The 24,474-nt window shown below is 56.0% G+C and carries 23 protein-coding genes and 1 riboswitch; of the genes, 13 read left to right on the top strand and 10 right to left on the bottom strand.

The annotated features are described in order from the left end of the window. The first annotated feature begins 156 nt into the window (after positions 1–156). The gene (locus IT893_RS03210; protein WP_008891533.1) at positions 157–1,074 is read left to right on the top strand and encodes a UDP-2,3-diacylglucosamine diphosphatase; all 918 of its coding nucleotides are present in this window, start codon (positions 157–159) and stop codon (positions 1,072–1,074) included. Then, positions 1,071–2,213 carry a glycosyltransferase family 1 protein gene (locus IT893_RS03205; protein WP_197146804.1) on the top strand — a complete coding sequence of 381 codons (1,143 nt, stop codon included), beginning with the start codon at positions 1,071–1,073 and terminating at the stop codon, positions 2,211–2,213. The genes IT893_RS03210 and IT893_RS03205 overlap by 4 nt, the downstream gene beginning before the upstream one ends. A 13-nt stretch (positions 2,214–2,226) precedes the next feature. On the opposite strand, the gene IT893_RS03200 is transcribed toward IT893_RS03205, so the two are convergent. Continuing rightward, positions 2,227–3,024, bottom strand: coding sequence for a hypothetical protein (locus tag IT893_RS03200; protein ID WP_197146803.1), 798 nt, complete (start codon positions 3,022–3,024; stop codon positions 2,227–2,229). Positions 3,025–3,199: 175 nt separating this feature from the next. On the opposite strand from IT893_RS03200, the gene IT893_RS03195 reads away from it, so the two are divergent. From IT893_RS03195 to IT893_RS03170, 6 genes are all read left to right on the top strand, one after another. Next, on the top strand, positions 3,200–5,008 hold the full coding sequence (locus IT893_RS03195; RefSeq protein WP_197146802.1) for an ABC transporter ATP-binding protein: 1,809 nt from the start codon (positions 3,200–3,202) through the stop codon (positions 5,006–5,008). A 62-nt stretch (positions 5,009–5,070) separates the two neighbouring features. Then, positions 5,071–5,802, top strand: coding sequence for a lysophospholipid acyltransferase family protein (locus IT893_RS03190; protein WP_064782158.1), 732 nt, complete (start codon positions 5,071–5,073; stop codon positions 5,800–5,802). Beyond that, the gene (locus IT893_RS03185; RefSeq protein ID WP_197146801.1) at positions 5,799–7,091 is read left to right on the top strand and encodes a 3-deoxy-D-manno-octulosonic acid transferase; all 1,293 of its coding nucleotides are present in this window, start codon (positions 5,799–5,801) and stop codon (positions 7,089–7,091) included. Before IT893_RS03190 ends, IT893_RS03185 begins: the two co-directional genes overlap by 4 nt. Further along, positions 7,084–8,055 (top strand): tetraacyldisaccharide 4'-kinase, encoded by a 972-nt coding sequence (lpxK, locus tag IT893_RS03180; protein WP_197146800.1) that lies wholly within the window; start codon positions 7,084–7,086, stop codon positions 8,053–8,055. Before IT893_RS03185 ends, lpxK begins: the two co-directional genes overlap by 8 nt. Next, the gene (locus IT893_RS03175) at positions 8,048–8,947 is read left to right on the top strand and encodes a lauroyl acyltransferase (RefSeq protein WP_197146799.1); all 900 of its coding nucleotides are present in this window, start codon (positions 8,048–8,050) and stop codon (positions 8,945–8,947) included. The genes lpxK and IT893_RS03175 overlap by 8 nt, the downstream gene beginning before the upstream one ends. Before the next feature lie 100 nt (positions 8,948–9,047). Next, on the top strand, positions 9,048–9,641 hold the full coding sequence (locus tag IT893_RS03170) for a hypothetical protein (protein ID WP_197146798.1): 594 nt from the start codon (positions 9,048–9,050) through the stop codon (positions 9,639–9,641). Position 9,642: 1 nt separating this feature from the next. Here the strand turns inward: IT893_RS03170 and IT893_RS03165 are convergent, their stop codons facing one another. Genes IT893_RS03165 through xseA form a run of 3 tightly spaced genes read right to left on the bottom strand, consistent with a single transcriptional unit; the run spans position 9,643 to position 13,727 of the window. Further along, positions 9,643–11,181: a gamma-glutamyltransferase family protein gene (locus IT893_RS03165; protein WP_197146797.1), complete on the bottom strand. Its 1,539-nt coding sequence runs from the start codon at positions 11,179–11,181 to the stop codon at positions 9,643–9,645. 15 nt (positions 11,182–11,196) lie between these two features. Then, entirely contained in the window at positions 11,197–12,051 is an 855-nt protein-coding gene (locus IT893_RS03160) for a M23 family metallopeptidase (protein WP_197146796.1), read from the bottom strand. After that, complete coding sequence (gene xseA, locus IT893_RS03155) at positions 12,051–13,727, bottom strand: exodeoxyribonuclease VII large subunit (protein WP_197146795.1); 1,677 nt, start codon at positions 13,725–13,727, stop codon at positions 12,051–12,053. The genes IT893_RS03160 and xseA overlap by 1 nt, the downstream gene beginning before the upstream one ends. A gap of 115 nt (positions 13,728–13,842) precedes the next feature. On the opposite strand from xseA, the gene purD reads away from it, so the two are divergent. After that, positions 13,843–15,126, top strand: coding sequence for a phosphoribosylamine--glycine ligase (gene purD, locus IT893_RS03150; protein ID WP_197146794.1), 1,284 nt, complete (start codon positions 13,843–13,845; stop codon positions 15,124–15,126). A 39-nt stretch (positions 15,127–15,165) separates the two neighbouring features. Here the strand turns inward: purD and IT893_RS03145 are convergent, their stop codons facing one another. From IT893_RS03145 to IT893_RS03135, 3 genes are read right to left on the bottom strand one after another with little or no spacing between them, the layout of a single operon-like run. After that, positions 15,166–15,966, bottom strand: a complete 801-nt coding sequence (locus tag IT893_RS03145) for an ABC transporter ATP-binding protein (protein WP_197146793.1) — start codon at positions 15,964–15,966, stop codon at positions 15,166–15,168. After that, complete coding sequence (locus IT893_RS03140) at positions 15,963–17,039, bottom strand: iron ABC transporter permease (protein WP_083997174.1); 1,077 nt, start codon at positions 17,037–17,039, stop codon at positions 15,963–15,965. The genes IT893_RS03145 and IT893_RS03140 overlap by 4 nt, the downstream gene beginning before the upstream one ends. A gap of 40 nt (positions 17,040–17,079) precedes the next feature. Continuing rightward, positions 17,080–18,105 carry an ABC transporter substrate-binding protein gene (locus tag IT893_RS03135; RefSeq protein ID WP_197146792.1) on the bottom strand — a complete coding sequence of 342 codons (1,026 nt, stop codon included), beginning with the start codon at positions 18,103–18,105 and terminating at the stop codon, positions 17,080–17,082. A 225-nt stretch (positions 18,106–18,330) separates the two neighbouring features. Next, a riboswitch (cobalamin riboswitch) is annotated at positions 18,331–18,534 on the bottom strand. Between the two features lie 172 nt (positions 18,535–18,706). On the opposite strand from IT893_RS03135, the gene IT893_RS03130 reads away from it, so the two are divergent. After that, complete coding sequence (locus IT893_RS03130) at positions 18,707–20,308, top strand: glucan biosynthesis protein (RefSeq protein ID WP_252724066.1); 1,602 nt, start codon at positions 18,707–18,709, stop codon at positions 20,306–20,308. Positions 20,309–20,384: 76 nt separating this feature from the next. Here IT893_RS03130 and IT893_RS03125 read toward each other — a convergent pair whose 3' ends face one another. Continuing rightward, a complete protein-coding gene (locus IT893_RS03125) occupies positions 20,385–21,026 on the bottom strand; it encodes a bifunctional 2-polyprenyl-6-hydroxyphenol methylase/3-demethylubiquinol 3-O-methyltransferase UbiG (RefSeq protein WP_197146790.1) in 642 nt (213 codons plus the stop codon). Between the two features lie 172 nt (positions 21,027–21,198). Between IT893_RS03125 and IT893_RS03120 the strand changes: the two genes are divergently transcribed. Further along, positions 21,199–21,672 (top strand): Rrf2 family transcriptional regulator, encoded by a 474-nt coding sequence (locus IT893_RS03120; protein WP_008891515.1) that lies wholly within the window; start codon positions 21,199–21,201, stop codon positions 21,670–21,672. 72 nt (positions 21,673–21,744) lie between these two features. On the opposite strand, the gene IT893_RS03115 is transcribed toward IT893_RS03120, so the two are convergent. Beyond that, positions 21,745–22,650, bottom strand: a complete 906-nt coding sequence (locus IT893_RS03115) for an AraC family transcriptional regulator (protein WP_197146789.1) — start codon at positions 22,648–22,650, stop codon at positions 21,745–21,747. A 194-nt stretch (positions 22,651–22,844) separates the two neighbouring features. On the opposite strand from IT893_RS03115, the gene IT893_RS03110 reads away from it, so the two are divergent. Both IT893_RS03110 and IT893_RS03105 read left to right on the top strand, forming a co-directional pair. Further along, positions 22,845–23,579, top strand: coding sequence for an SDR family oxidoreductase (locus IT893_RS03110; RefSeq protein ID WP_349676402.1), 735 nt, complete (start codon positions 22,845–22,847; stop codon positions 23,577–23,579). Positions 23,580–23,662: 83 nt separating this feature from the next. Beyond that, a complete protein-coding gene (locus IT893_RS03105) occupies positions 23,663–23,929 on the top strand; it encodes an Atu4866 domain-containing protein (RefSeq protein ID WP_252724065.1) in 267 nt (88 codons plus the stop codon). Positions 23,930–23,962: 33 nt separating this feature from the next. On the opposite strand, the gene IT893_RS03100 is transcribed toward IT893_RS03105, so the two are convergent. Next, positions 23,963–24,415: a nucleoside deaminase gene (locus IT893_RS03100; protein WP_044826992.1), complete on the bottom strand. Its 453-nt coding sequence runs from the start codon at positions 24,413–24,415 to the stop codon at positions 23,963–23,965. Positions 24,416–24,474: the final 59 nt, after the last annotated feature.

The following is a 24,474-nucleotide window of genomic DNA, read 5'->3' as shown; positions in this document are numbered from 1 at the left end:
AACATGTAACAGTTGCTTTACAGAACTGCGAAATTTCTGTGAACGGGTTATATAATCGAACGATTTGTTTTAAACCGATACTGGCTTGGAACAGTATTCGGCAAGACAAACTGTCGAATTCCAGCCATCCTTTTGGCAGGATACGGAGGAGCGGCAATGACAGCGATGACGCTGCAACCGCATTACCGCACGGTCTGGATTTCAGACGTCCATCTGGGGACACGTGGATGTCAGGCAGACCTTCTATTGGATTTCCTCAATGAAGTGACGGCAGACACCTATTATCTGGTGGGTGACATTATTGACGGCTGGCGCCTCAAGAAAAGCTGGTACTGGCCGGAAAGTCATCATGCCGTGATCACGACAATCATGGAAAAGGCAAAGAATGGCGCCAAAGTCATCTTCGTCCCCGGGAACCATGATGAATTCGCCCGCGAGTTTGTCGATATGACTTTTGGCCATGTCGACGTTAAAATGAACGATATCCACGTCACCGCCGATGGCAAGCGCCTTTTGGTCATCCATGGCGACGAATTTGACGGCGTCGTCAAATACGCCAAGTGGCTGGCCTATCTGGGTGACACCGCCTACAACCTTGCCATTACGCTCAACCGCTATTTCAACGGCGTTCGCCGCCGCCTTGGTTACGGATACTGGTCGCTTTCGGCCTATCTTAAGAACCGGGTGAAGAACGCTGTTCAGTTCATCTGCAACTTTGAAAATGCCGTCGCCCACGAAGCCGCCAAACGCAAGGTGGATGGCGTGGTTTGTGGCCATATCCATCACGCCGAAAAACGCAAGATCGGCGATGTGCTGTATTGCAATGATGGTGACTGGGTTGAAAGCTGTACTGCCCTTGTCGAAGACAAGGAAGGCAAGCTTGAACTGCTGCACTGGGCCGAAATGCGCCAGATGGCGATGAGCCATTCAAGTCCCGGTCACGATGCGGCAAGCGCCCCGTCGCTTGGTCTTGGCAAATTGATTTCCATGTTTCGTATCGCCCATGAAGCGGGCAACTCTGCATCGGGCTCTTCGAAAAAGGGCAATGATGCACCGATTGGAAAGACTGCATGAAAATACTGATCGTAACCGATGCCTGGTATCCGCAGGTCAACGGTGTTGTCCGTACCCTTGAAACCGTACGGGGCGAGTTGGGCGAGATGGGACATGACGTTCATGTCATCTCGCCCGATCAGTTTAAAACCATCCCCTGCCCGACTTACCCGGAAATCCGGCTGGCGCTTTTTGCCAAACGCAAAATGGCCAAGATGATCGAGGCCCTTCATCCGGTCGCCATCCACATTTCCACCGAAGGCCCGTTGGGTCAGGCCGCACGGGCCTATTGCCTTAAGCGTGGCATTCCGTTTTCGACCGCCTATCACACGCGCTTCCCGGAATATATTCATGCCCGCTGGCGCCTGCCGCTTTCGATCCTTTATCGCGGCATGAAGCATTTCCACGGCAAATCGCAATCCGTCATGGTGGCAACCGAAACCCTGCGTCAGGAACTGTCCGACTGGGGCTTTAACAACCTGCAAATCTGGTCACGCGGTGTGGATCTGGACCTGTTCCGCCCCCGACCAGACGCCAGTTTTGGCGACTTTCCAAAACCGCACTGGCTGTTTGTTGGCCGGGTTGCGGTGGAAAAGAATATCGGCCATTTCCTGGATCTTGATCTGCCGGGCACGAAATTCGTTGTCGGCGATGGCCCGCAGCTAAATGAGCTCAAGGGCAAATATCCCAACGCACAGTTTCTTGGTAAAAAAATCGGCGAGGACCTCGCCACGGCCTTTGCCGCGGCCGACGTTTTTGTCTTCCCCAGCAAGACCGATACTTTTGGCCTTGTGATCCTTGAAGCCTTGGCATCTGGCACCCCGGTTGCCGTCTTTCCGGTTCAGGGACCTGCCGATATCGTGCGTGGCACCAAAGCCGGCGCCATCGATGCCGACCTGCGTGAGGCCGCCTTGGCCGCGTTGGAACTTAAAAGTGAAGATGCCCGCGCGTTGGCCGAACAATATAGCTGGCGCAACTCGGCAGATCAGTTCCTGCACAATCTGGCACCGTTTTCCGGTGGATTTGATGGTGTTGAGGCAACCCGCATTTCACTGGATGACGTGGCAAATACCAGCGCAGCAAAATCAAAGGTCAAGGAATCAGATCACGCGCCTGAAACCGCCTCAGGCAAGGCACCTGTTGGGCAACCTGCCCAATAGGTCGCACGCCTGATCAACGATAAAGGCTTTTGCGCAAGGTGCGATAGGCCCAAAGACCGTTGAGCGCATCCGTGCCCAGCCAGCGACGGAACGGGCGCAGCATCAGATAGACCGGGCGCAATAGCCTGATCACCTTACGCAGCGGCACCAATTGCGGTGCGGTTTCGCCAGCAGCCTCGACATAAGCCTGCCAACCGGCGCGCAGCAATTCCGGGCGTTTTTTAAATTCACGCTGGATGGAAAAAACAAACAGCAAGATGTCGCGCGCCTGGGCATCAATCACCGGCATGCGGGCGTTCGGATCTTCTTCGAAATCGATAAAGCCGATCTGATGATCGTCGCGCAGTGTCATGTTACGAAGCAACGGCGCACCATGCGCGACCCCTTCGCCATGCAATCTTGCCAAGGCCGCACCGGCGTCGACAACATGACGACGGATGGCATCATCATTGCCCTTGTCGACATCATCTTCGATGCAGGTTTTAAGGATGCGGCCATTATCGCCAATGGCAATCCAGTTTTCACCGACATCAATCAGATCGGGCACCAACACACCAAGGGCGGCAAGCTTGCGCAACGTCGCGGCCTCGCTTTCAAGGCCCTTTTGCCCGCCGGGCGATACGGTCGGGCGCAGTAATGGAATACCGGTAATGTTGGCCGCAAAGCGCTGAACGCTGTGCCAGACTTTGTGTTTGGCCGGAACTGCCTGTTTGACCCAAATGCGCCGGTTATCCCAGCGCAGCGGGAAAACCCGTGCCCCGACACCCTGGGCCACGGTGCGTTCGACAAGTGCGTGGAGTTGCTCGTTCATTTATTTGTCTTATATGTCGCAGTTGGCAATCTGCTGTTATGCAGACCATTTTTGTGTCCGTTAAAGCGTCTCAGCAGCTTGCCGCCCTTGTCCGAGCGTGCTAGCAACAGCGCGAGTATTTTACTTTTATGATGCCGTATCCATAACGATAGTATCAATTCGATACAATCTGGAAATGGCGAAGAAGGCCGGGATCAAATCATTGCCAAAGAATTCGTTGGATCATACTGCAGAACACTGGGGTACCTGGCCGCTGGTCAAGCGTATCGTGCGAGATGCGGTTGCCCCCTATCTTGGCAAAATACTGCTTGCGCTTCTCTGCATGGCTCTGATGGCCGGGGCGACCGGACTTTATGCGCTTTTGATGGATCCGATCATCAATGATGTGTTCATCAACAAGAAGGAAAACATGCTGGTGCCCGTCGGGGCGGCAGTTCTTGGATCCTTTGCCCTCAAAGGCTTTGCCAACTATGGGCAGACGGTTTTGATGAGCTATGTCGGCGGGCGTATTCTGGCCGATCTGCAAAATAGCCTGTATGAGCACGTCATTCGCCTTGATATCGGCTTTTTCCATAGCACGAATACCGGCAAGCTGATCACGCGCTTTACCAACGACATCACCGCGATGCGCGCAGCAGTTTCAAACTCGCTGACCGGTTTTGGCAAAGACCTTCTGACCGCAACCGTCCTTGTCGGCGTGATGTTCTACAAGGACTGGTTGCTTGCAATCATCGCCTTTACCGTATTTCCCGCTGCGATCTATCCGATTGCGCGACTGGGCAAGCGCATGCGCAAGGTGTCTGCCAACACCCAGCAACAGATTGGCGAATTCGCCACCTTGCTTGAACAAACCTTCCAGGGCATTCGCCACGTGAAGGCATATGGCATGGAGCCCTATGAATGTTCACGCATGGGCAAGCTGGTCGAAACCGTCTTCAAACTGAGCTTCAAGGCATCGACGGTTAGTGCGCGTTCCTCCCCCATCATGGAAACACTTGGTGGTGCGGCTATTACCGCGATCATCATTTATGGCGGCAACCGCGTGATCGACGGGGCAAGTGACCCCGGAAGCTTCTTTGCCTTTATCACCGCCTTGCTTCTGGCCTATGAGCCGGTCAAACGTCTGGCCAATATTAACATCACCTTGCAGCAAGGCCTTGCTGCATCCCAGCGCGTCTTCACGGTTCTTGATATCGAACCTGAAATCAAGGACGCACCGGATGCCAAGGAGCTCGCAGTTTCGGGTGGCAACATCAACTTCAAAAACGTTGCCTTTGCCTATACCCCTGAAATCACAGCACTCCGCGAGATTGATCTTGATATCAAGGCGGGCGAAACCGTGGCCCTTGTCGGCCCGTCGGGTGCGGGTAAATCGACCATCCTCAACCTGATCCCGCGTTTCTATGACATTGATCACGGTGCGATTACCATTGATGGTCAGGATATCCGCAATGTGACGCTTGAAAGCCTGCGCAAGGCAACCGCGCTTGTCAGTCAGGAAATCACCCTGTTTGACGACACAGTACGGGCCAACATCGCCTATGGTCGCGCAGGCGCATCGGATGCCGAGATCGAACAAGCCGCACGTCAGGCCGCCGCCCACGACTTTATCGGACAGCTTCAACATGGCTATGACACGATTGTCGGCGAACATGGTGTGAAGCTGTCGGGTGGCCAACGCCAGCGTATTGCGATTGCGCGCGCCATGCTGAAAAATGCGCCGATCCTGTTGCTGGACGAAGCAACCTCTGCGCTTGATACGGAATCCGAACGCCACATTCAGGGGGCTTTGGCCGAACTGATGAAAGGCCGGACGACCCTTGTAATTGCGCACCGTCTGTCGACCATCATCGATGCCGACAAGATTTGCGTGGTTAGCAATGGTCGCGTGACCGAACAGGGCAAACACGAAGAATTGCTAGCACTGGGAGGGGCTTATGCGCACCTCTATAACTTGCAATTCTCGGAAGAAAACGGAAACTGATCCGGACAACTTCGGGAATATCGGGCGTGCAGTGGCATAAACGGATCATAAAAAGCGATACAATGCGCAGCACACTGTGCTGGCTGGCGGCGTTTTATGTGCGCCTGATGCGTGCCACAGGGCGCTGGCGCACCAAAGGTGGTGACCATCCGGCCCACTACCTGACAGAAGGCAAACCGTTCATCGTTGCCTTCTGGCATCAACGTCTTTTGATGATGCCCTATACTTGGCGATCTGTCGGTGGTGACCGCCCGTTCAACATGCTGATTTCATCACATCGTGACGGGGAAATCATTTCTCGGACGATTGCGCGCTTTGATATCAAAACCATCGCCGGATCGACCGGCAAGGGCAAAGGCGGTGCCGCGGCCCTGCGCCAGATTCTCAAGGCACTGAAAGCCGGCGAAGTTGTCGGCATGACGCCAGATGGGCCGCGCGGGCCACGCATGCGGGCATCCGACGGGATCATTCAGGCCGCCCGCATGGCCGGAGTTCCGATTTTCCCGCTGACCTATTCGGCCTCCAACCGCAAGGTCATTCAAAGCTGGGATCGTTTCATTTTGCCACTGCCCTTTTCACGCGGTGTTTTTCACTGGGGCGATCCGATTTTTGTCGACCGCAAGCTTGATGACGAAGGCATGGAAGCCAAACGGATTGAGCTTGAAAACGCCCTGACCAGGCTCACCCAGGAAACCGATCGTGAACTTGGTCTTGCGGTGATCCCGCCCGCGGCCCCCGATGAACTGCCCAAGCAAAAGCGATCTGCCATCGCGGCGGGGGAAACCGGGTCATGAGCCTGTTTTACGCCTATCGCGCGGCAACCCGCCTGCTTGGTCCGGCGCTAAACCTTTATCTGAACCGTCGCAAAAACCGCGGCAAGGAAGACGCAGGCCGGATCGGTGAACGCTTTGGCCATCCGGGTGCGGCCCGTCCCAAAGGACATCTGGTGTGGATCCACGGGGCCAGTGTGGGGGAATCCCTCTCAGTCTTGCCGGTGATTGATGAAATCCGTCGGCTTTATCCATCGGCATCCATTTTGGTGACAACCGGCACGGTCACATCGGCGACCATGATGCATGCCCGCCTGCCCAAGGGCGTCATTCACCAGTTTGTCCCGATCGACCGTCAGGTTTGTGTCGCGCGTTTCCTGCATCACTGGAAACCTGATGTCGCGCTTTGGCTTGAAAGCGACTTCTGGCCCAACCTTCTGACCAAGGCCAAGAAAGCCGGTGTAAGCCTTGCATTGCTCAATGGGCGCATTTCGGAAAAAAGCTTTAAGGGTTACTCACGCTATCCGTCCTTTATCCGGCCGGTTATTTCCGCGTTTGATCTGATCCTGACCCAAAGCACGGACGAAACCACGCGTTTTGAAAGCCTCGGCGCGACATCGGTGCGAGCTGTTGGCAACCTTAAATTTGCTGCCCCGGCTTTGCCCGCCGATGAGGCTGATCTGGCAAAGCTTCAGGAACAGATTGGTCATCGTCCGGTCTGGCTCGCCTCAAGCACGTTTAAGGGCGAGGAACATATTGCCGGTGACGTTCACAAAAAACTCGCCCGCGATCATAGTGGTGTGCTGACCGTCATCGTGCCGCGTCATCCGGATCGCGCCGATGATATTGAGGCCGATCTGGTCGCACAGGGCCTGCAGGTATCGCGCCGAAGCCTTGGTCACGACATCACACCGGGTACGGATGTCTATCTTGCCGATACCATGGGTGAACTTGGCCTGTTTTACCGCATCGCGCCAATCGTCTTTATGGGCAAAACCCTGTCTGCGGGTGGCGGTCAGAACCCGCTGGAACCGGCACGGTTGAACTGCGCCATTTTGCACGGCCCGGATATGAGCAACTTTGCCGCCATCAGCGCCGAAATGCTGGCAAACGGTGCCTGCCGCCCGGTGACCGATGCCGATGATCTTGCAAGACAGGTTGCCGCCCTGCTTCGCGATCCTGACTCCACAGGGAAAATCGCCAAAGCCGCACTTGATTACGCAAACTCCAAGGCCGAAGTACTGGATCGAACACTTGATGCCCTGCGCCCCTTGTTAGCGCAAAAGGGCATCAAGGAGGCCCGTGATGCGTGATCCGGAATTCTGGCAGCATGACGGGGTCATTCCCAAACTTTTAAGCCCGCTGTCCGCAGCCTGGCGGGCGGGCACCTGCTTTCGCAAACTGACAACCACACCGCGCCATCCCGGCTGCCCGGTTTTCTGCGTCGGCAACTTCACCGTCGGGGGTGCGGGCAAAACCCCGACTGCGGTCGCACTTTACAATCTTCTGACGAACCTTGGCCGCACGCCGCATTTCGTCAGTCGCGGCTATGGCGGATCCCTTGAAGGTCCGCACCGCGTCAATCCGGGCGTTGATACGGCCGACAAAGTCGGCGACGAACCACTTTTGCTCGCCCAGCATGGCCCGGCGTGGATTTCACGCAACCGTGCCCTTGGCGCCGAAATGGCAGTTGATGCCGGTGCCAATGCGATCATTCTTGATGACGGATTGCAAAATCCAACCCTGATCAAGGATTGCAGTTTCGCTGTGATCGACAGCAACTATGGCATTGGCAATGGCCGCGTCATGCCCGCAGGACCCATGCGCGAACCGCTGATCAGCGGGCTCGAAAAAGTGCGTGCCATCATTCTGATCGGCGACAAGACACCCGACTTCATCACGCGCCTTCCGGCTTCCGTTCCGGTTTTGCGCGCATCGATCGAGGCGATCAACGCGGGTGATTTCAATAAATCCCGCGTTCTCGCCTTTGCCGGCATTGGCCAACCATCGAAATTTTATGACAGCCTCCGAAAGGCTGGCGCGCAAATCATCCAGACACGTGATTTTTCAGATCACCACCCCTTTACGGCGCAAGAGCTTGGCGATCTGCGTGCCGATGCGGCACGGCTTGATGCCAGACTTGTCACGACCCAAAAGGATCTGATGCGCTTGCCATTAACGGACCGGGACGGCATAAGCAGTCTCGACATTCGTCTGGTGTTCGAGGCACCAGATCAGCTCGCAAAGATTGTGACATCAGTACTTGCCGATGGATAAGAACAGCCAACTTTACAAAATGCGCCAGAAATACATCTCCCACCCGCTTCAGGGTTTCGGGGCGTATCTGGTCTACTGGATGTTTGCGCTGATGCCCGTGGACATGGCATCGGCGGTTGGCGGTTGGCTTATGCGCACCTTGGGCCCCAAAGTCGGTCAGACGAAAAAGGCACGCAACAATCTGGTTGCGGCGTTCCCGGAAAAATCCCCCGAAGAGATCGAGCAGATCATTGTTGGCATGTGGGACAATCTTGGTCGTTCGGCTGCCGAAATTCCCCATCTGCATAAGATGCGCCCGGGTGGACCCCGCATTGAAATCGTTGGCATTGAAAATGGCCTTGCCACCAAGACCGACGACAAGCCCGGCCTGTTCTTTTCCGGTCACATCGGCAACTGGGAAGCGACCATGTGTATCGCCGAGGTGCTTGATATGGACATGATGAGTGTCTATCGCGCGCCGGATAATCCGTGGGTAGAAGGCCTGTTCATGCGGGCCCGCAAAACCTTTAAGGGGAAACTGGTCAAAAAAGGCCCGGAAGGTGCACGCAAGCTCACGCGCTATCTAAAAGATGGCGGTCATGCCTGCATGCTGGTCGATCAAAAGATGACCGATGGTATCGCCGTGCCGTTTTTTGGCCGGGATGCGATGACAGCCCCGGCACTGGCACAGTTTGCCCTTAAATACGATGCACCAATCATTCCCGTTCGTTCAGAACGCCTGAATGGTGCGCATTTCCGCGTCACGTTCTATCCGCCACTTGAAGTCACCAAAACCGGTGACCGCCGCGCCGATACTCTGGCAATCATGACCAATGTGAATGCCACCATGGAACACTGGATCCGCGAACGTCCCGAACAATGGCTTTGGCTGCATCGCCGCTGGCCGAAGTAAATCCGACTGGCGTTTTGATCAGGCATTAACCGAATAGGAACCCTGTTGGCGCAGACTGGCATTTCGTCCGCTGTCGAACGCGTCTTCGGAGCCCGCCTTTTTGCGCCGCTTGCTGATCATTTTCTGTCTTATTCTGGCCGGCTCGATCTTTGTCGTCTGGCCGACAATGGCGCTTGATCAGGACGACACGACCATTCGTGAAACAGCACGCGATATCCGCTTGCGGATTTCCGAGCTTGATCAGCAGCTCAAGGAACATCTGAAGCGTGCCCTTGAGGAATTCGGCAGTCGGCAAGTCGAATGCACCTCTGATCAACCCCGAAAGTCGTTGTCGCAATGTATCGAAGAAGATGCGCGCGATCTGACGCGAACAACCATCACAATCGCCTCGTCCGGGAAGGATGATAAAAACCTTCTTGATGATCTGGCCGACACCGAAGAACGGTTTGCCCTTTTCACCCGCGAGATGAACAAAACCAATGATCTTCTGGCACGCGCAGGAGCAAGGCTTTACCTCAACAGTCTTGATGTTGCACCGGAAATGGACCAGTTGCGCCGTGATGTGATTGTCTTTGTCGAACGCAAGCAGGCCTATGAACTGCGCACCAAACAGGCGCTTCTGATCGCAACGGTTGCCATCATTCTGATCGCGATCTTTTCACTGATTTTCGCCGTTATTCAGCGTTTCAGATAAATCAAACGATGATCTGATGACCATTGCGTCGCCCATCCCCGGTCGCCGAAAGCATATCGCCCGCTTGATTGACCTTGGCGGCATGCACCCCGCCAAAGAACATGTCCTCGCAATCCCAGCGCTGTTGATTGCCAAGGCTGAGCCCATCAAGCAAGGCGTCATCAAATCCGGGCTCGACCGATAACAGTTCATCTTCGACATGCATGCGGGGTGCTGAAATCGCGCCGTGCAGGGTCATGTCAAACGCATCGATATTAAGCAACACCTGAAGCATGGTCGAACGGATCCGGTTTGAACCGCCAGAGCCCAGCGCAACCGACGCCCCGTCCTGCCCAAGATAAAGCGACGGGGTCATCATCGATGTCATACGAACACCACACGGCCAGTTATGGAAACCATCCGGCGACAGATCGGCTTCCCCCAGCATGTTGTTCATCATGATCCCGGTGCCGGGAACAACCCGCCCCGATGTTGAGCCGTTTGAAATCGTCGCCGCGGCAAGATTACCATGCTGATCAACCACCGAAATATGGGTAGTGCCATTCTGACTAAGCGGGCGTTCACCAATCATCAGACGATAACGTTCGCAAAGCTCATCCGCCAGGATTGCCGGGCGTGCACCATATTCCCCGCGCGCCAGACCGGTGGCATGAATAATCCGCGACACCGCCTCAAGATGACGTTCCGAGCCAAAGGCCCCCAACGCCATTTCCCGCGCAAGCTTAAGACCAAAACCAACCAGAACCCCACCCGATGCCGGTGGCGGGTTCAGGACAAACCGCCCCTTGCGTCCGGACACCAGCAACGGATCACGCAGAAGCACCCGATAGCCCGCCAGATCCTGTGCCGTCAGATAGCCACCGTGTTCGGCACATCCGCGCACAAGGGCGGCACCAAGGTCACCTTGATAAAATCCCTCTGCCCCGTTCTCGACCAGATAGTGGATGCTGTCTGCCATATCGGGTTGCCGATGAAGCACACCGGCATCAAGCAGTTCGAACTCATCGGCACCGGTTTTGCCAACCTTGCCAAACACCTTCCGGCTTTCGGCACAAAAGCCCAAAAGCGGCTCGACAATCCCCATGACATAGCGTTGAAAGGCATCAAGTTCGACGCCATCGCGCGCCGCACGGATCGCCGGTTCAGCCAGTTTTGCCATCGGCAGTTTGGCAAGATCGTCATGGACGGCAAAGAGCCCCGCCACCACACCAGGTGTTGCCACGGAACCATAGCCACCATGGAATTCCTGGGTTACGCCACCGGCAAAGGTCGCAAGGCGGCTTTCAAACTCAAGGTTTTCACGCGATCGTTTTTCAAGCGGGGTTTCAACGAAGAAATCATACAGCCGTGGCGTTTGCCCGGAAGGGCGCGCCATGACAAACCCGCCGCCACCAAGCGATGCTAGGACCGGCTCTGCCACACAGGCCGCCCACATCGCGGCAATCACCGCGTCAAAGGCATTGCCACCCTCGTCAAGCACACGGGCCGCCGCATCTGCGGTAACGTCATGTCCTGCGGCAACGGCCCCGTGGGTTTTCATGGCTTATGTTTCCCGTTACTGACCGGCGTTTGCGGTCTTTTGTGCTTCTTCCATTGGTGGCACCAGCAACTGTGCATCAACCCGTGCCGCACCGACATTGACCCGCCAATCCAGATGCGGCCCGGTCGCACGACCTGATTCACCGATTTTGCCGATCAAATCGCCCTGTTTGACGACGTCGCCGACTTGCACATCAATTTCAGACAGATGCAAAAACGCCGACACCACGCCAAGCCCATGATCGATAAACAGTGTCGCACCGGAAAAATACATATCGGGATGGGCCAGCGTCACAATGCCATCCGCCGGCGCCACAACCGGGCTTCCGGTCGGAAGGGCAATATCAACACCCCAATGCGGTGCGCGCGGTTCGCCATTCAGAATGCGTTGCGATCCATAAACACCGCTTATCGGGCCAACGGCTGGCCAGATAAAGCCGTTTTCCAGGAAATTCTCGGTAAACCGTTCGGTGCGTGCTTCGCGGGCCTGGCGTGAATCATCCTGAATGCGGCTGATAACTTCCGGATCGGGCGTCACCATTTTGGGTGCCAGTCCGTCTATGCGCTGAACATTAAATTCGCGATCACCGATCTCGTAACTGAACGCCTCGACACTGCCATCGGCATGCCGGATGCTGACCCGTGCCGGGCCTTCGTAATCACGCGGGAACCCCAAAACAAACCGGCCATCGGGCGCAATGGTATCAATCGCCTCGTCATCCAGCAGCACTTCCGATCCGGCATCGGTTTGCCCGAACACAATCCCGCCCTGAACAAACCGCCCCTGATAGATCGGCTCGGCCGCCTGTGCAGAAAGACTAACCGCCAAAAGGCCCGCTGCGGCCAGCATGCCAGAAATGGTCATACGCATTACAGTAGGCTCCCTTGTCTGTCATCGTCTTTGGGACTTGGATTTTTCTTCTTCGCCGGTTTGGGTTTGGCGGTTTTTTCGGGCGTAGATACGGCTGCATTTTGATCTGCTATGGTAGCGCTATCATCCCTGCCCGGCACAGGCTTTGAGGTCGCCACCCCTTCGCCCGCCGTCACCGGGGTAATGCCATCGCCCATCTCAAGATCATAGGTCTGACCTGTGACAAGATCGGACGATTTACCAACAAGGTTGCCGTCCCCGTCGCGCACCACCGCGAACCCGCGTTTCAGCACATTGCGATAGGAATAACTTTCCAAAAGCCTGTCATAGCGGGCAAGTCCCTCTGCCTCGCGGGTCAGCGTATTGCGAACCGCCCCCTGCAAACGCGTGCCAAGATCAATGATCTGTTTGTCGGCACGGGCAATGTCGCGTTTGGCGTCACTGGGCCGAAGGCCAGCCACCGCACGATCAAGGCGCGATTGCTGCATCTGAAGGGCGGATTTCATCGCGCCATCCAAACGCAATGCCGCATTTTCCAGACGCCCGCGCTTTTCCGAAAGCTGTTCACGCGGGCTGACCAATCGGGCACTGGCCTCGTTCAATCGTGCGCGGGCTTGTTGCGTGACATTGACGGCTGCGCGCGGCAAACGATCAGTCCAGTTATCAAGGGTCTGGCTGCGTTCCTCAAGCATGCGTTTGGGATCGCCCAAACCACGGGCCAGACTTTCAAGCGCCGTTTTCTTTTCAACGCCCAAACGCCGCACGGCTTGCGCCAGACGCAGGCCATCTTCCTCGACCTGACCAATCAGTTCGACGCGGACCGGCACAGCCTTTTCCGCCGCCCCGGTGGGCGTCGGTGCACGCAGGTCCGAAACAAAATCGATCAGGGTGGTATCGGTTTCATGGCCGACGGCCGAAATTACCGGAATATCAGACTCGGCCACCGCGCGGGCGACGACTTCCTCGTTAAACGACCAAAGATCTTCAAGCGATCCACCACCGCGCGCCACAATCAGCACATCCGGGCGCGGGATCTGGCCATAGGGCAAAAGATCGTTAAAACCGCGCACGGCTTCGGCCACCTGATCAGCCGCCCCCTGCCCCTGCACGAGTACTGGCCACAACAAAACCCGGCGCGGGAAACGATCACGCAGGCGATGCATGATATCGCGGATCACGGCACCCGTGGGTGATGTGACAATGCCAATGACATCGGGCAGGAACGGGATCGGCTTTTTGCGTTCGGGATCAAAAAGCCCTTCGGCGGCGAGTTTCTTTTTGCGTTCTTCCAGAAGCTTTAAAAGGGCGCCTTCGCCCGCGACCTCCATCGTCTCGATCACGATCTGGTATTTTGATCGGCCCGGGAATGTCGTCAGACGCCCCGTAACGATGACTTCCATGCCGTCTTCGGGGACAAGGCCAAGCTTGGCCGCCTGCCCGCGCCAGCACACGCCATCAATCACCGCCTTGTCGTCTTTCAGCGCAAGGTACATATGCCCGCTGCTGGCGCGCTTGAACCCGGAAATTTCGCCGCGCACCCGCACGAACGAAAACGCATCCTCCACGGTCCGCTTCAGCGCGTTTGACAGGTCGGAAACCGAAAATTCGGGCGCATTCCCCGATTTTACAGGCGTTTCGGGAACCGGGGCGTAAGGGTCGAACAAATCTTGCGTCATCAAGGGTACTTTATGCTAAAAGCCCGCCTAATAATTTTGCGGGGTGGCAATTGGGTCTAGCCTAGTTCATCGCGCATGGACCATCAAGCAATCGGACAAGTCGAAGGATAAAGTCATGAAGGTTCTGGTCGTTGGCGGCGGCGGACGTGAACACGCATTGTGCTGGGCAATTGCGCGCAGCCCGCGCGTTTCCAAACTGTGGTGTGCACCGGGCAATGCCGGTATCGCGGATTCGGCCGAATGCGTTGCGATTTCCGATGGCGACATTGATGGTCTGGTAAAATTTGCCAAGGACAACGCGGTTGATCTGGTCGTTGTCGGCCCCGAAGCCCCGCTGGTGGCGGGCCTTGTTGATGCGCTGGATGCCCAAGGCATCAAATCATTCGGCTGTTCCAAGGCAGCCGCCCAGCTTGAAGGTTCCAAGGGCTTCATGAAGGACATGGTGGCAAAGTTCGGTGTCCCGACCGCCGCCTATGGCCGTTTTACCGATCCCAAGGACGCCAAGGCGTTTGTCGAAAAACAGGGCGCACCGATTGTGGTTAAGACCGATGGTCTGGCCGCGGGCAAGGGTGTGACCATTTGTATGACAAATGAAGAAGCCTTTGCCGCGATTGAAGAATGCATGGTCGGCGGCAAGTTTGGCGATGCCGGTGCGGAAATCGTGATCGAGGAATTCCTCAAAGGTGAGGAAGCCTCATTTTTTGCCGTGTGTGATGGCGAAAACGTCATTCCGCTGGTTGCAGCCCAGGATCACAAGGCGGTTGGCGAAGGCGACACCGGCCCGAACACGGGCGGCATGGGGGCTTATTCCCCGGCCCCGGTCTTTACCGATGCGGTCGAAGCCAAGGTCATGGATCAGATCATCATCCCGACCGTCAAGGGCATGGCCAACGAAGGCCACCCGTTCAAGGGTGTTTTGTTTGCTGGCTTGATGATTGATGATGCGGGCAATCCGAAACTGATCGAATACAACATTCGGTTTGGTGATCCGGAATGTCAGGTCCTGATGACACGTTTGAAATCAGACGTGCTTGATATCCTGGACGGGGCAGCCACCGGCACGCTCGATAACGTCAAACCGGAATGGCACGATGAAACCGCGATGGTCGTTGTTATGGCGGCGAAGGGGTATCCGGGATCCTACGAAAAAGGGACCGAGATCAAAAACGTTCCGGCGGCGGACGCCATGGACAAGGTCAAGGTCCTGCATGCCGGCACCAAGATGGATGGTGACAAACTGGTTGCGACCGGTGGCCGCGTCCTTGGTGTGACCGCGCGCGGTGCGACGGTGACCGAAACCCAGAAACGTGCCTATGAGGCGGTTGATGCAATTGATTGGGATGGTGGTTTTTGCCGCCGCGATATCGGCTGGCGCGCGGTTGCCCGCGAACAGGGCTAAGCCGCAAGCAGACCAAGCTACCGAAATCAAAAGACCGGGTTACGCAACCCGGTCTTTTTTAATGGCCGAAGATTTCTGGTTTCCGACGTGATAACGGATATGGCAGCGGCCCTGATCATCAATCTCGATATCGGCGGCAACCCCGAAAACATCACGCAGGTTTTGCGATGTCAAAATCTGTTCGGGCGTGCCAAGCGCAATCAGCTTGCCGCCATCCATCATCGCAATCCGGTCACAAAACATCGCCGCATGGTTCAGGTCATGGAGTGCTGCCACCACGGTGACAGGCAGCGCACGCACCAGTTCCAGCAGGCCCAGTTGATGATGGATATCAAGATGGTTGGTCGGTTCATCAAGCAACAGGAAGTCAGGCTGCTGCGCCAAGGCACGGGCGATGTGAACGCGCTGCTTTTCACCCCCCGAAAGCGTATGCCACATCCGGTCCGCAAACGGCCCCATTTCAACACTGGCAAGGGCTTCGCACACGATGGCGTCGTCGTGCCCTGACCATGGTGTCAGCAAACTGAGATAAGGCGTTCTGCCAAGGGCGACGGCATCGCGCACGGTAATGCGGTCGATGGTATCGGCCTGTTGTTCGACAAAGCCGATATGACGGGCAAGGTTGCGCCGACCGATTTTCTTCATCGGTTGGTCCCCCAGCAATGCCTGCCCGGTCGACGGCGCACGAATGCCGCCCAGAACCGACATCATGCTGGTTTTGCCTGATCCGTTTGGCCCAATCACACCCAGGAACTCGCCCCGTGTCACGTGAAGCGACACGTCGCTGATGATCTTTTTAAATCCGGCATTCCAGCCGACATTGCGTAATTCAAGGCTCATCGCAACACCCGCCCATGACACAGGATGATCGCAAAGGCCGGTGCACCGATCAGCGCCGTGATAACCCCGATGGGCAGGACCTGACCATCAAGGATGATGCGCGATACAATATCGGCCGCCACAAGAAACACCGCCCCGATCAGGGCCGATGCCGGCAACAGAAATCCGTGCCGTGTTCCAACAAAGAACCGCGCGGCATGGGGAATGACCAACCCGACAAAGCCGATGGACCCGACGATACTGACCATCACTGCGGTCATCGAGGCAGCAATGGCAATCAACACCACATAAACCCGGCGCACCGGCACACCAAGGGATGCTGCCGACTCCACACCAAAGGTAAAGGCATCAAGCGCACGGGAATACCAAAGGCAAACCAGCAAGCCGATAACGGCAACCGGCAGCGCAAGATAGACATCAGGCCATCGCACGCCACTTAGATTACCAAGCAGCCAGAACATTACCCCGCGTGCCTCGTCCGCCGTGGCGGCCTTGGTCACGATGAAGGACGTTAACGCGTTAAACAGTTGTGATCCGGCTACCCCGGCAAGAATGATCGCACCGGCCCCGCGCCCGGCCGGAATGGCCAAAAGGGCAACAAACCCGAATGCCACCAGCGCGCCGACAAAGGCGCCAAGTGACAGGGAAACCATGCCCGCGCCAAACCCCAGAATGGCAACGCTGACTGCACCGGTCGATGCCCCGGCCGAAATCCCCAGCAAATAAGGATCAGCAAGGCTATTGCGCAAAAGTGCCTGCAACACTGCGCCGGACAGCGCAAGGGACGCCCCGCAGGCCGCCGCCACCATGGCGCGCGATATCCGGTAATTCCAGATGATCCCGGCATCAATCGGATCAACGTCATAGCCCGCCTGCCAAAGATGATTGGCAATGGTCTGAAAGACGGTACCAAGGGGAATGTGTGTTTCCCCCTTGGCCGCGGCCATTGCGATGACGCCAACAAGCAAAACCAAAGCACCAAGACTGACACCAGCCCGCGCAAGATATGCCCGACCCGCCAGCGATTGCCGAGGTGGCTGAACCGGCTGCTGCACTGGCGTTGTTTCAAACATTGAATTCTCCGGGCATATCATGCGCCTTTGGCAGTGCAGGTCAGTTCGAAGCGCTCAGTCTTTCGACGGCTTCGGCAAGTGTTTCAATACCATTGATCAGGCGGATGGTCGGATCCATCGACTGGGCGTCCATCACCACGATATTGCCATTGCGCACCGCCTTCATCTGACTTGCGACCGGATCGGTTTTCAGGAAGTCCATCTTGACCTGCCAGTCATCGGCCGGAAAACGCCGACGGCCCATTTTGCCAATCACAATGATATCAGGATTGGCGCGCGCGATGGTTTCCCAGCCAACTGTTGGCCATTCTTCATTGCTGTCGATGATGTTGCGAACACCAAGTTTACCGGCGATATAGCCCGCTGCACCGTTTTTGCCGGCCACATAGGGATCACTGTTGATTTCGGGACTGGAAAACCAGAAGACAGCGGATACGTTGTCATGGCCGCTTGCCGTCACACGCGCCAATGAGCTTTCCTGACGTTCCTTCAAGCTGGCAATCAGTGCGTCGCCGCGATCTTCGACATCAAAGATTTGCGCAAGATCGGAAATCTCGCGATAAATCAGATCCATAGTGAAGCCTTCGTGACGCACCCCGTCACCGCCACCGGCATTGTCCTTGCCCACACAATCAGCGGGTGCGGTGTAGACCGGAATGGACAGTTCGTTGAACTGTTCGGTGGTGCCAACGGTGCCCTTGGGCCCGACATGCCACTGATACTGGGTGGCAACCAGTTGCGGCTTTTGCGCGACAACGGTCTCGAAACCCGGATCATTGTCGGCCAGACGCGGCACAGATGCGTTGACGTCCTTGAATTCATCCATCACCGGACCGAACCAGACACCCGTACCCTTGACCTTATCGGCCAGGCCCAGCGAATAAAGAATTTCGGTCGTGCTTTGGCCCAGCGACACCACGCGATCGGGGGCCGCGTCAAATTGCAACACAGTGCCGCAGTTCTCGATACTGAGCGGATATTCGGTCGGCGAGGCAAGTGAAACAGATGAAATAAGACCAGCGGCAAACACCCCGACCGCCAGTACACGTTTATCGTGATTGATCACTTTTAGTTCCCTCTTGCTGATGCGCTGATCCGGGACCGTTTTGGATGATCCAGTTTCAACGCACCGTCAAATGTTATGTTATAACATAACATCACTTTTACTGCTGTCAATGGACTGGCAAAAGTGTCAGGAGATGGCGGAAGATGTCGGCCTTAAAGCTTAGAAAACCTGGGCTAAACTGTTGGGCCAAGACACGTACCGACATTCTCCGGGGCACCCCGCCCGGTCCGTCGTCTTCGTGTCGGCAGGTCTCCTGGCTTACGGGTCAACGCATTTTCCCTGGCCTTCCCGGGTTGATCCCAGTGGCATTGGTCAGAAAAATGCTCGCCGCCTACAGTTGCGGGGGCAGCTTCGGTTAATGAGCCCATATTCGGCCCATCTCGAATTCCCTTTATCCGATATTCGGATACCGACACGTCACGGTTAGATTAAACCAAAAACACGGTCAAGGAAATTGGCAGACCACCAGTGGCATTAACGCTGCGCCTCCATGCATAAAAAGCAATTGATACGACCTTGAATTTGCCATGTTTCATCCCGATTACCTCCACACTGCCGGGTATGCTTTCCCGACACCTCAAACCACAGGAATGTGATGAACATGACGACTTCTGTTGAACGCAGACGCTTTTTGAAATCCATCGCGGCAGCCGGTCTTATCCTGCCGGGAATGTCGATCTATCAGCATGCTTTGGCAGATGTCGACGGCCTTGATCTGGGTTCGGCACAGCCGTTTGATTTTGCCGATCTGATTGCACGCGCCAAATCCATGGCCGCATCGGCATATGAAGCACCCGTTGCGCCAAACCCGGAAATTGTCGGCAAGATCGATTACGACACCCATGGCAAGCTGCACTACAAACGCGACCATTCGCCGTTTTCCGATGGGTCGGGCACCTATCCGCTGACCTTCTTCCATCTGGGTATGTATTTCGCCAAACCGGTGCATATGTATCTTCTGGAAAACGGGCAGGCACGCGAAGTGATCTATAAGCCCGATTACTTTGACATGCCCGAAGACAGCATTGCCCGCCAACTGCCCGCCAATAGCGGCTTTGCCGGTTTCCGCCTGCATGAAAATCAGGCGCGCGATGACTGGAAAACCCAGGACTGGGCAGCGTTTCTTGGCGCATCGTACTTCCGCGCGATTGGCGATGAAGGCCAATATGGCCTGTCGGCGCGCGGCATTGCGGTCAATACGGCGACCTCGGTTCCCGAAGAATTCCCCGATTTCCGTCAATTTTTTATCAAACCGGCCAAAAACCCCGAAGACCCGGTGACGGTCTATGCCCTGCTGGATGGGCCCAGCATCACGGGTGCTTATAAATTCCTGCTTTATCGCGGCGAAGGGGTGACGACGGATGTCGAAAAGCATCTGTTTTTGCGCAAAGACATAGAACGGCTTGGCATCGCACCGCTGACCAGCATGTTCTGGTATTCCGAACAGAACAAGTCGTTCCGCTTTGACTGGCGTCCGGAAGTGCATGACAGCGACGGGCTGGAGCTTTGGACTGGCGGCGGGGAACGCATCTGGCGACAGCTGAACAACCCGGAAACCATCCGCGCATCGGCGTTTGGTGACAATAATCCGCGTGGTTTTGGCCTGATGCAGCGCGATCGCGATGTGAAAAACTATCTTGATGGTGTGCGTTATCACCGCCGCCCCAGCCTGTGGGTCGAACCGCAAGGCGACTGGCATGACGGTGCGGTTCAGTTGATCGAAATCCCGACCGACGATGAAATCCACGATAACATTGCCGCCTTCTGGGTCCCGAATGGCGAAGCCAAGGCGGGCAATTCTTATCAATTCAAATACCGCCTGTATTGGCAGGCCCATAACCCGTTCCCGGTCAAGGAACTGGCACACGCAACCGCAACCCGCATGGGCCGTGGCGGGGAGCCCGGCACCAACCGACCCAAGGACGAGATCAAGTTTTCCGTCGAGTTCGAGGGTGAGGTTCTGGGAACGCTTGCATATGGCGAATTCCCCGAAGTGGTTGTGACATCCTCGCGCGGGGAGATTGTGCGCACCAAGATCGAACCGATCATGGATACCCGCATCTGGCGCGCGGCCTTTGACCTTAAGGCGGCGGGCACAGACCCGGTTGACCTGCGCATGTATCTGAAACGCGGTGATGAACCGCTCAGTGAAACCTGGATGTTCCAGCACCTGCCGGCCGTTGGTAACCAGCAGCAAGGTTAACTCGGCAATCAAACGCGACCAAAAGAAAGACAGGGCAATGTCATTTGCACTGACCCGTCTTTTGGGCGCTGAAAGGTTACCGGTTTCGTTCCAGTGCAATCACCGTATCGATCAGTTTCCCCGGCTTGCTGCCGGGTTTCTGGCCGATGCGCGAGAAATTCTCAACAAAGATCCGCGTCCAATCTGTTAGATCAAGGTTCAGTGCGACCAAAGCTTCTTCCGGTGTCGGGAAATCCGTTTCCCATTGTGTCTCCGACCATGGTGGCACCGAACCATGCGTGGTGACCAATAACATGCCCGCCGCACAAACGTGCCTTGCTGCGTGGTTCAATATCCTCTCGCGGGGAAACTCAAAGGGTGACTCAAGAAACTGGGCCGTAACCAGATCATAATCCCCCTCTGGGAAATCCTTTGTCAGATCACAGACCTTGAAATTGATCTTTTCGGCGACGTTGTTGCGCTCGGCATTTTTACGCGCAATGTCGATTGCTGCCTGGGAAATATCGAGAGCAGTAACAAACCATCCCTGCTTGGCAAGCCAAACAGCGTCATCCCCTTTCCCGCAGCCAAGTTCCAGCGCATGCCCAACAGGGCGATCCTTCACAAACTTCTCTAAAACGGTGGTAGGGCGACCACTTGTTTCAGCCGAGGCCGCCTCATAGCGGTCTTCCCAAAATTCGACAGGGGCCATCGCTGGTTCATCTTTTTCCATTTTCATCAACTCAACCTTCCAAAAGGGTGGCGCGGGGGAGATCCACAAAAGCGAATCACGTATCAACTCAAGTTACATGATTCGCTTTACCTGTCAATTTTCATGTATCTTTTAGTGTTACGTGTAATAGAAGGATGAATACCCACTCGCAGCAGTTGACCGCAAACCGGAGCCCCAAATGCGCCAGGACAACCGCCTTCCCCGCGTATTGCATGCGCTCCTGCACCTGAACGAGATGACAAATCCAGCAACCTCGGATCAATTGGCTGGCATGCTCAACACCAATGCGGCAGTTGTTCGCCGCACGATGTCAGGTTTGCGCGAACAGGGTCTTGTCACCTCCATGAAAGGACATGGCGGCGGGTGGTTTCTGGCAAAACCTTTATCGGAGATCACGCTTGCCGATGTTTACGAGGCACTTGGCGCACCAAGACTGTTCGCATTAGGATGCGGTGATGATACGTCTAGCTGTTTGATGGAACAAGCAGCCAATTCGGCGACGGCCAAGGCCCTTCAGGCCGCGTCCGATACTTTTATTGCATCGCTGAGCACTGTGACCATGGCTGACATTGCCAAGGACTTTGAAGCCAAAATGCTCGAACTTGGACTGCCAACCAACGACTTCTCTTATCAGTCTGGGAAATACAAGTAACCACCAGAACCGTATGGGCTCTGGCGAGAAGCAGCTTGATGTGCTTTGCGCCTTTTGTCTCTGGCGCGGCGCTTAAACCTGTGCGCCAAGGCTTGTTGAATGTCCCAAAATGGCTGAAATGTCACGCATTGGCGGTGCGCCAAACATGCGGGCATATTCGCGACTGAACTGTGACGCGCTTTCATATCCGACCGCGTAGGCCGCCGATGCGGCATCCTTCATTTCGGCCAGCATGATCTGGCGCGCCGTGGTCAGGCGGAGCCGCTTTTGGTACTGAAGCGGGCTCATGGCTGTCACCTGCTTGAAGTGGTGATGGAAGGACGACGGGCTCATATTGGCGCGGTTTGCCAGGTCTTCCACCTTAAGCGGCTTGTCGAAATTATCCTTGATTAGTTGAAGGGCCGCCGAGATCCGCTGCATGTTGCTGCCGCCGATGGCAAGCCCCGCAATCGCCGCGCCCTTGGCAGTACATAACAAGCGGTAATGCACTTCGCGCATCAAAAGCGGCAACATCACCGGCACATCATCGGGACGATCAAGCAACTCAACCACCCGCAAGACAGCATCCGTCAGGCTTTCGGTTGTCTTTTCTACAAAAAGCCCGCGTGTACTTTCACCGTCTGCGCCCATCTTGATATCCATATTGGCAACAAGTTCGCCCAGAATCTTCGCATCCAGATCAAGTGACAGGCTGCGATACGGCGCATCCTCGGCCGCCAGCGTTACATGGCCAACAAGTGGCAAATCGACCGATGCGGCCAGCAGTTGACCGGGCTCATAGCGATAAAGCTCATCCCCCAGCGTGACTTCCTTTGCGCCTGAGATAATCAGACACAGGCAAGGCTTGTAGATCGTTGGCACCTTAAGGGTCGGGCCGGTTGATCGAAACATCCAGACCGGCTCAACAGCCGTGCGCACCGCACCATCCGCCTCGCAGTATTTGTCAATCAGACGACACAGCTTCTGATAGCTATCCATCGTAAAACCCTTTGTTTTCCATAGGCCCACTATACACCCGCCTTCACACGGACAAAGCACTCAATCTTCGATTTGGAGGATTAGGCAATCCAATTCGAGTTCTGTGTATTCAACAATCGGGGATTTATCGACAGAGTAAGCGCCACGAACAAACACCGACACACCAACCCAAGGAGCATGTCATGTCGAACCCGATCAACCATGTCGAAAACAAGACCGTTATCATCACAGGCGCCAGCAGCGGCATTGGCGAAGCCACCGCCCGCCTTCTTGCATCCCGCGGGGCGAATGTGGTTCTTGGCGCACGCCGCACAGAACGCCTTGATGAGATTGCCACCGAAATCGAAGCTGCCGGCGGTCGTGCCATGGCCCGTTCGGTGGATGTCACCAATGCCGATAGCGTCGAGGCACTGGTTTACAACGCAAAGAACCTTTATGGCCGTGTGGATGCGATTTTCAACAATGCTGGCGTGATGCCGCTTGCCCCGATGTCGGCACTGAAAACCGACGAATGGGACAACATGATCAACGTCAATATTCGCGGTGTTCTGAACGGCATTGCTGCTGTCCTGCCGCTGTTTCAGGAACAAGGTGGCGGCCATGTCATCAACACTGCATCAATCGGTGCACATGTGGTTGTGCCAAGTGGCGCGGTTTACTGCGCAACCAAATACGCGGTCTGGGCGATTTCCGAAGGCCTGCGTCAGGAAAGCACCAATGTCCGTGTCACCACCATTTCACCGGGCGTGGTCGAGACCGAACTGGGCCATGATATTTCCGATCCAAACAGTAAGGAGCTCCTGACCCAGTTCCGCCAGATCGCCCTCAGCCCGGATGCCATTGCGCGGGCGGTTCTTTATGCTCTTGATCAGCCAGCAGATGTCGACATCAACGAAGTCATCGTCCGTCCGACAGCATCGGCGTTCTGATGAAAATCATTCTGCAATCCTTGTATTTTCTTTCCGTGCTGGTGGTGTTCGCATCACCAGCATGGCCCCAACAGGAGGCCGGTATGAACAAAAGCGCTGAAATCGCCCCGCACCCGTATGTCGGCATGTGGGTGACCAAAGATGGTCATATCCGCCAGGAACTGCGTGCCGATGGCCGCTATGACGAGGCCCGTGGCGAACGAAAGTCAGCCTATCAGGGCGACTATCAGGTTTCGGGGAACTACATCACCTATCAGGATGACACCGGTTTTACCGCCGATGGCTATTTCGAAAATGATGTCCTGTATCACGGTGGGATGGTGATGTTCCGTGAAGTGCCGGAAAACTAAGTTCCGACGCTGGCCAACCGAACAATCAAATCCCTAGCGCAAGCTGCCAAAGAAGTCCTTCAAAAGCTTGGCCGCCTCGACCTCACCAATGCCGCCATAGACTTCCGGGCGGTGATGGCAGCTTGTGCTTTCGAACACGCGCGGACCGTGATCAACGCCACCACCCTTCGGATCATAAGCCCCGAAATAAACCCGGCGCAGACGGGCAAATGAAATGGCGGTTGCGCACATCGGGCAAGGCTCAAGCGTGACATACAGATCGCAATTGGGAAGTCTTGGTTCGCCCTTGGCCCCGGCAGCGGCCCGGATGACGAGGATTTCGGCGTGTGCCGTTGGATCGTTCATTTCCTCGGTCAGGTTGCCGGCGCGTGCCAAAACCTCGCCGCTATCAGCGTCGACCAGAACGGCACCGACGGGCACTTCGCCCCGACGCGCAGCAGCGCGGGCTTCTTCAAGTGCCATATCCATGTAGCTGTCTGCACTCATGATCTTTCCATCCCGCTTGTGCCATCTGACAAATCAGGTCGATTATCAGGGCTGATCTT

The sequence above is a fragment of the Thalassospira sp. A40-3 genome (assembly GCF_015871485.1).
In the GTDB taxonomy this organism is placed as follows: domain Bacteria; phylum Pseudomonadota; class Alphaproteobacteria; order Rhodospirillales; family Thalassospiraceae; genus Thalassospira; species Thalassospira tepidiphila.
Note: the sequence above shows the minus strand (reverse complement) of the source record. Positions and strands in the feature narration are given on the sequence as shown.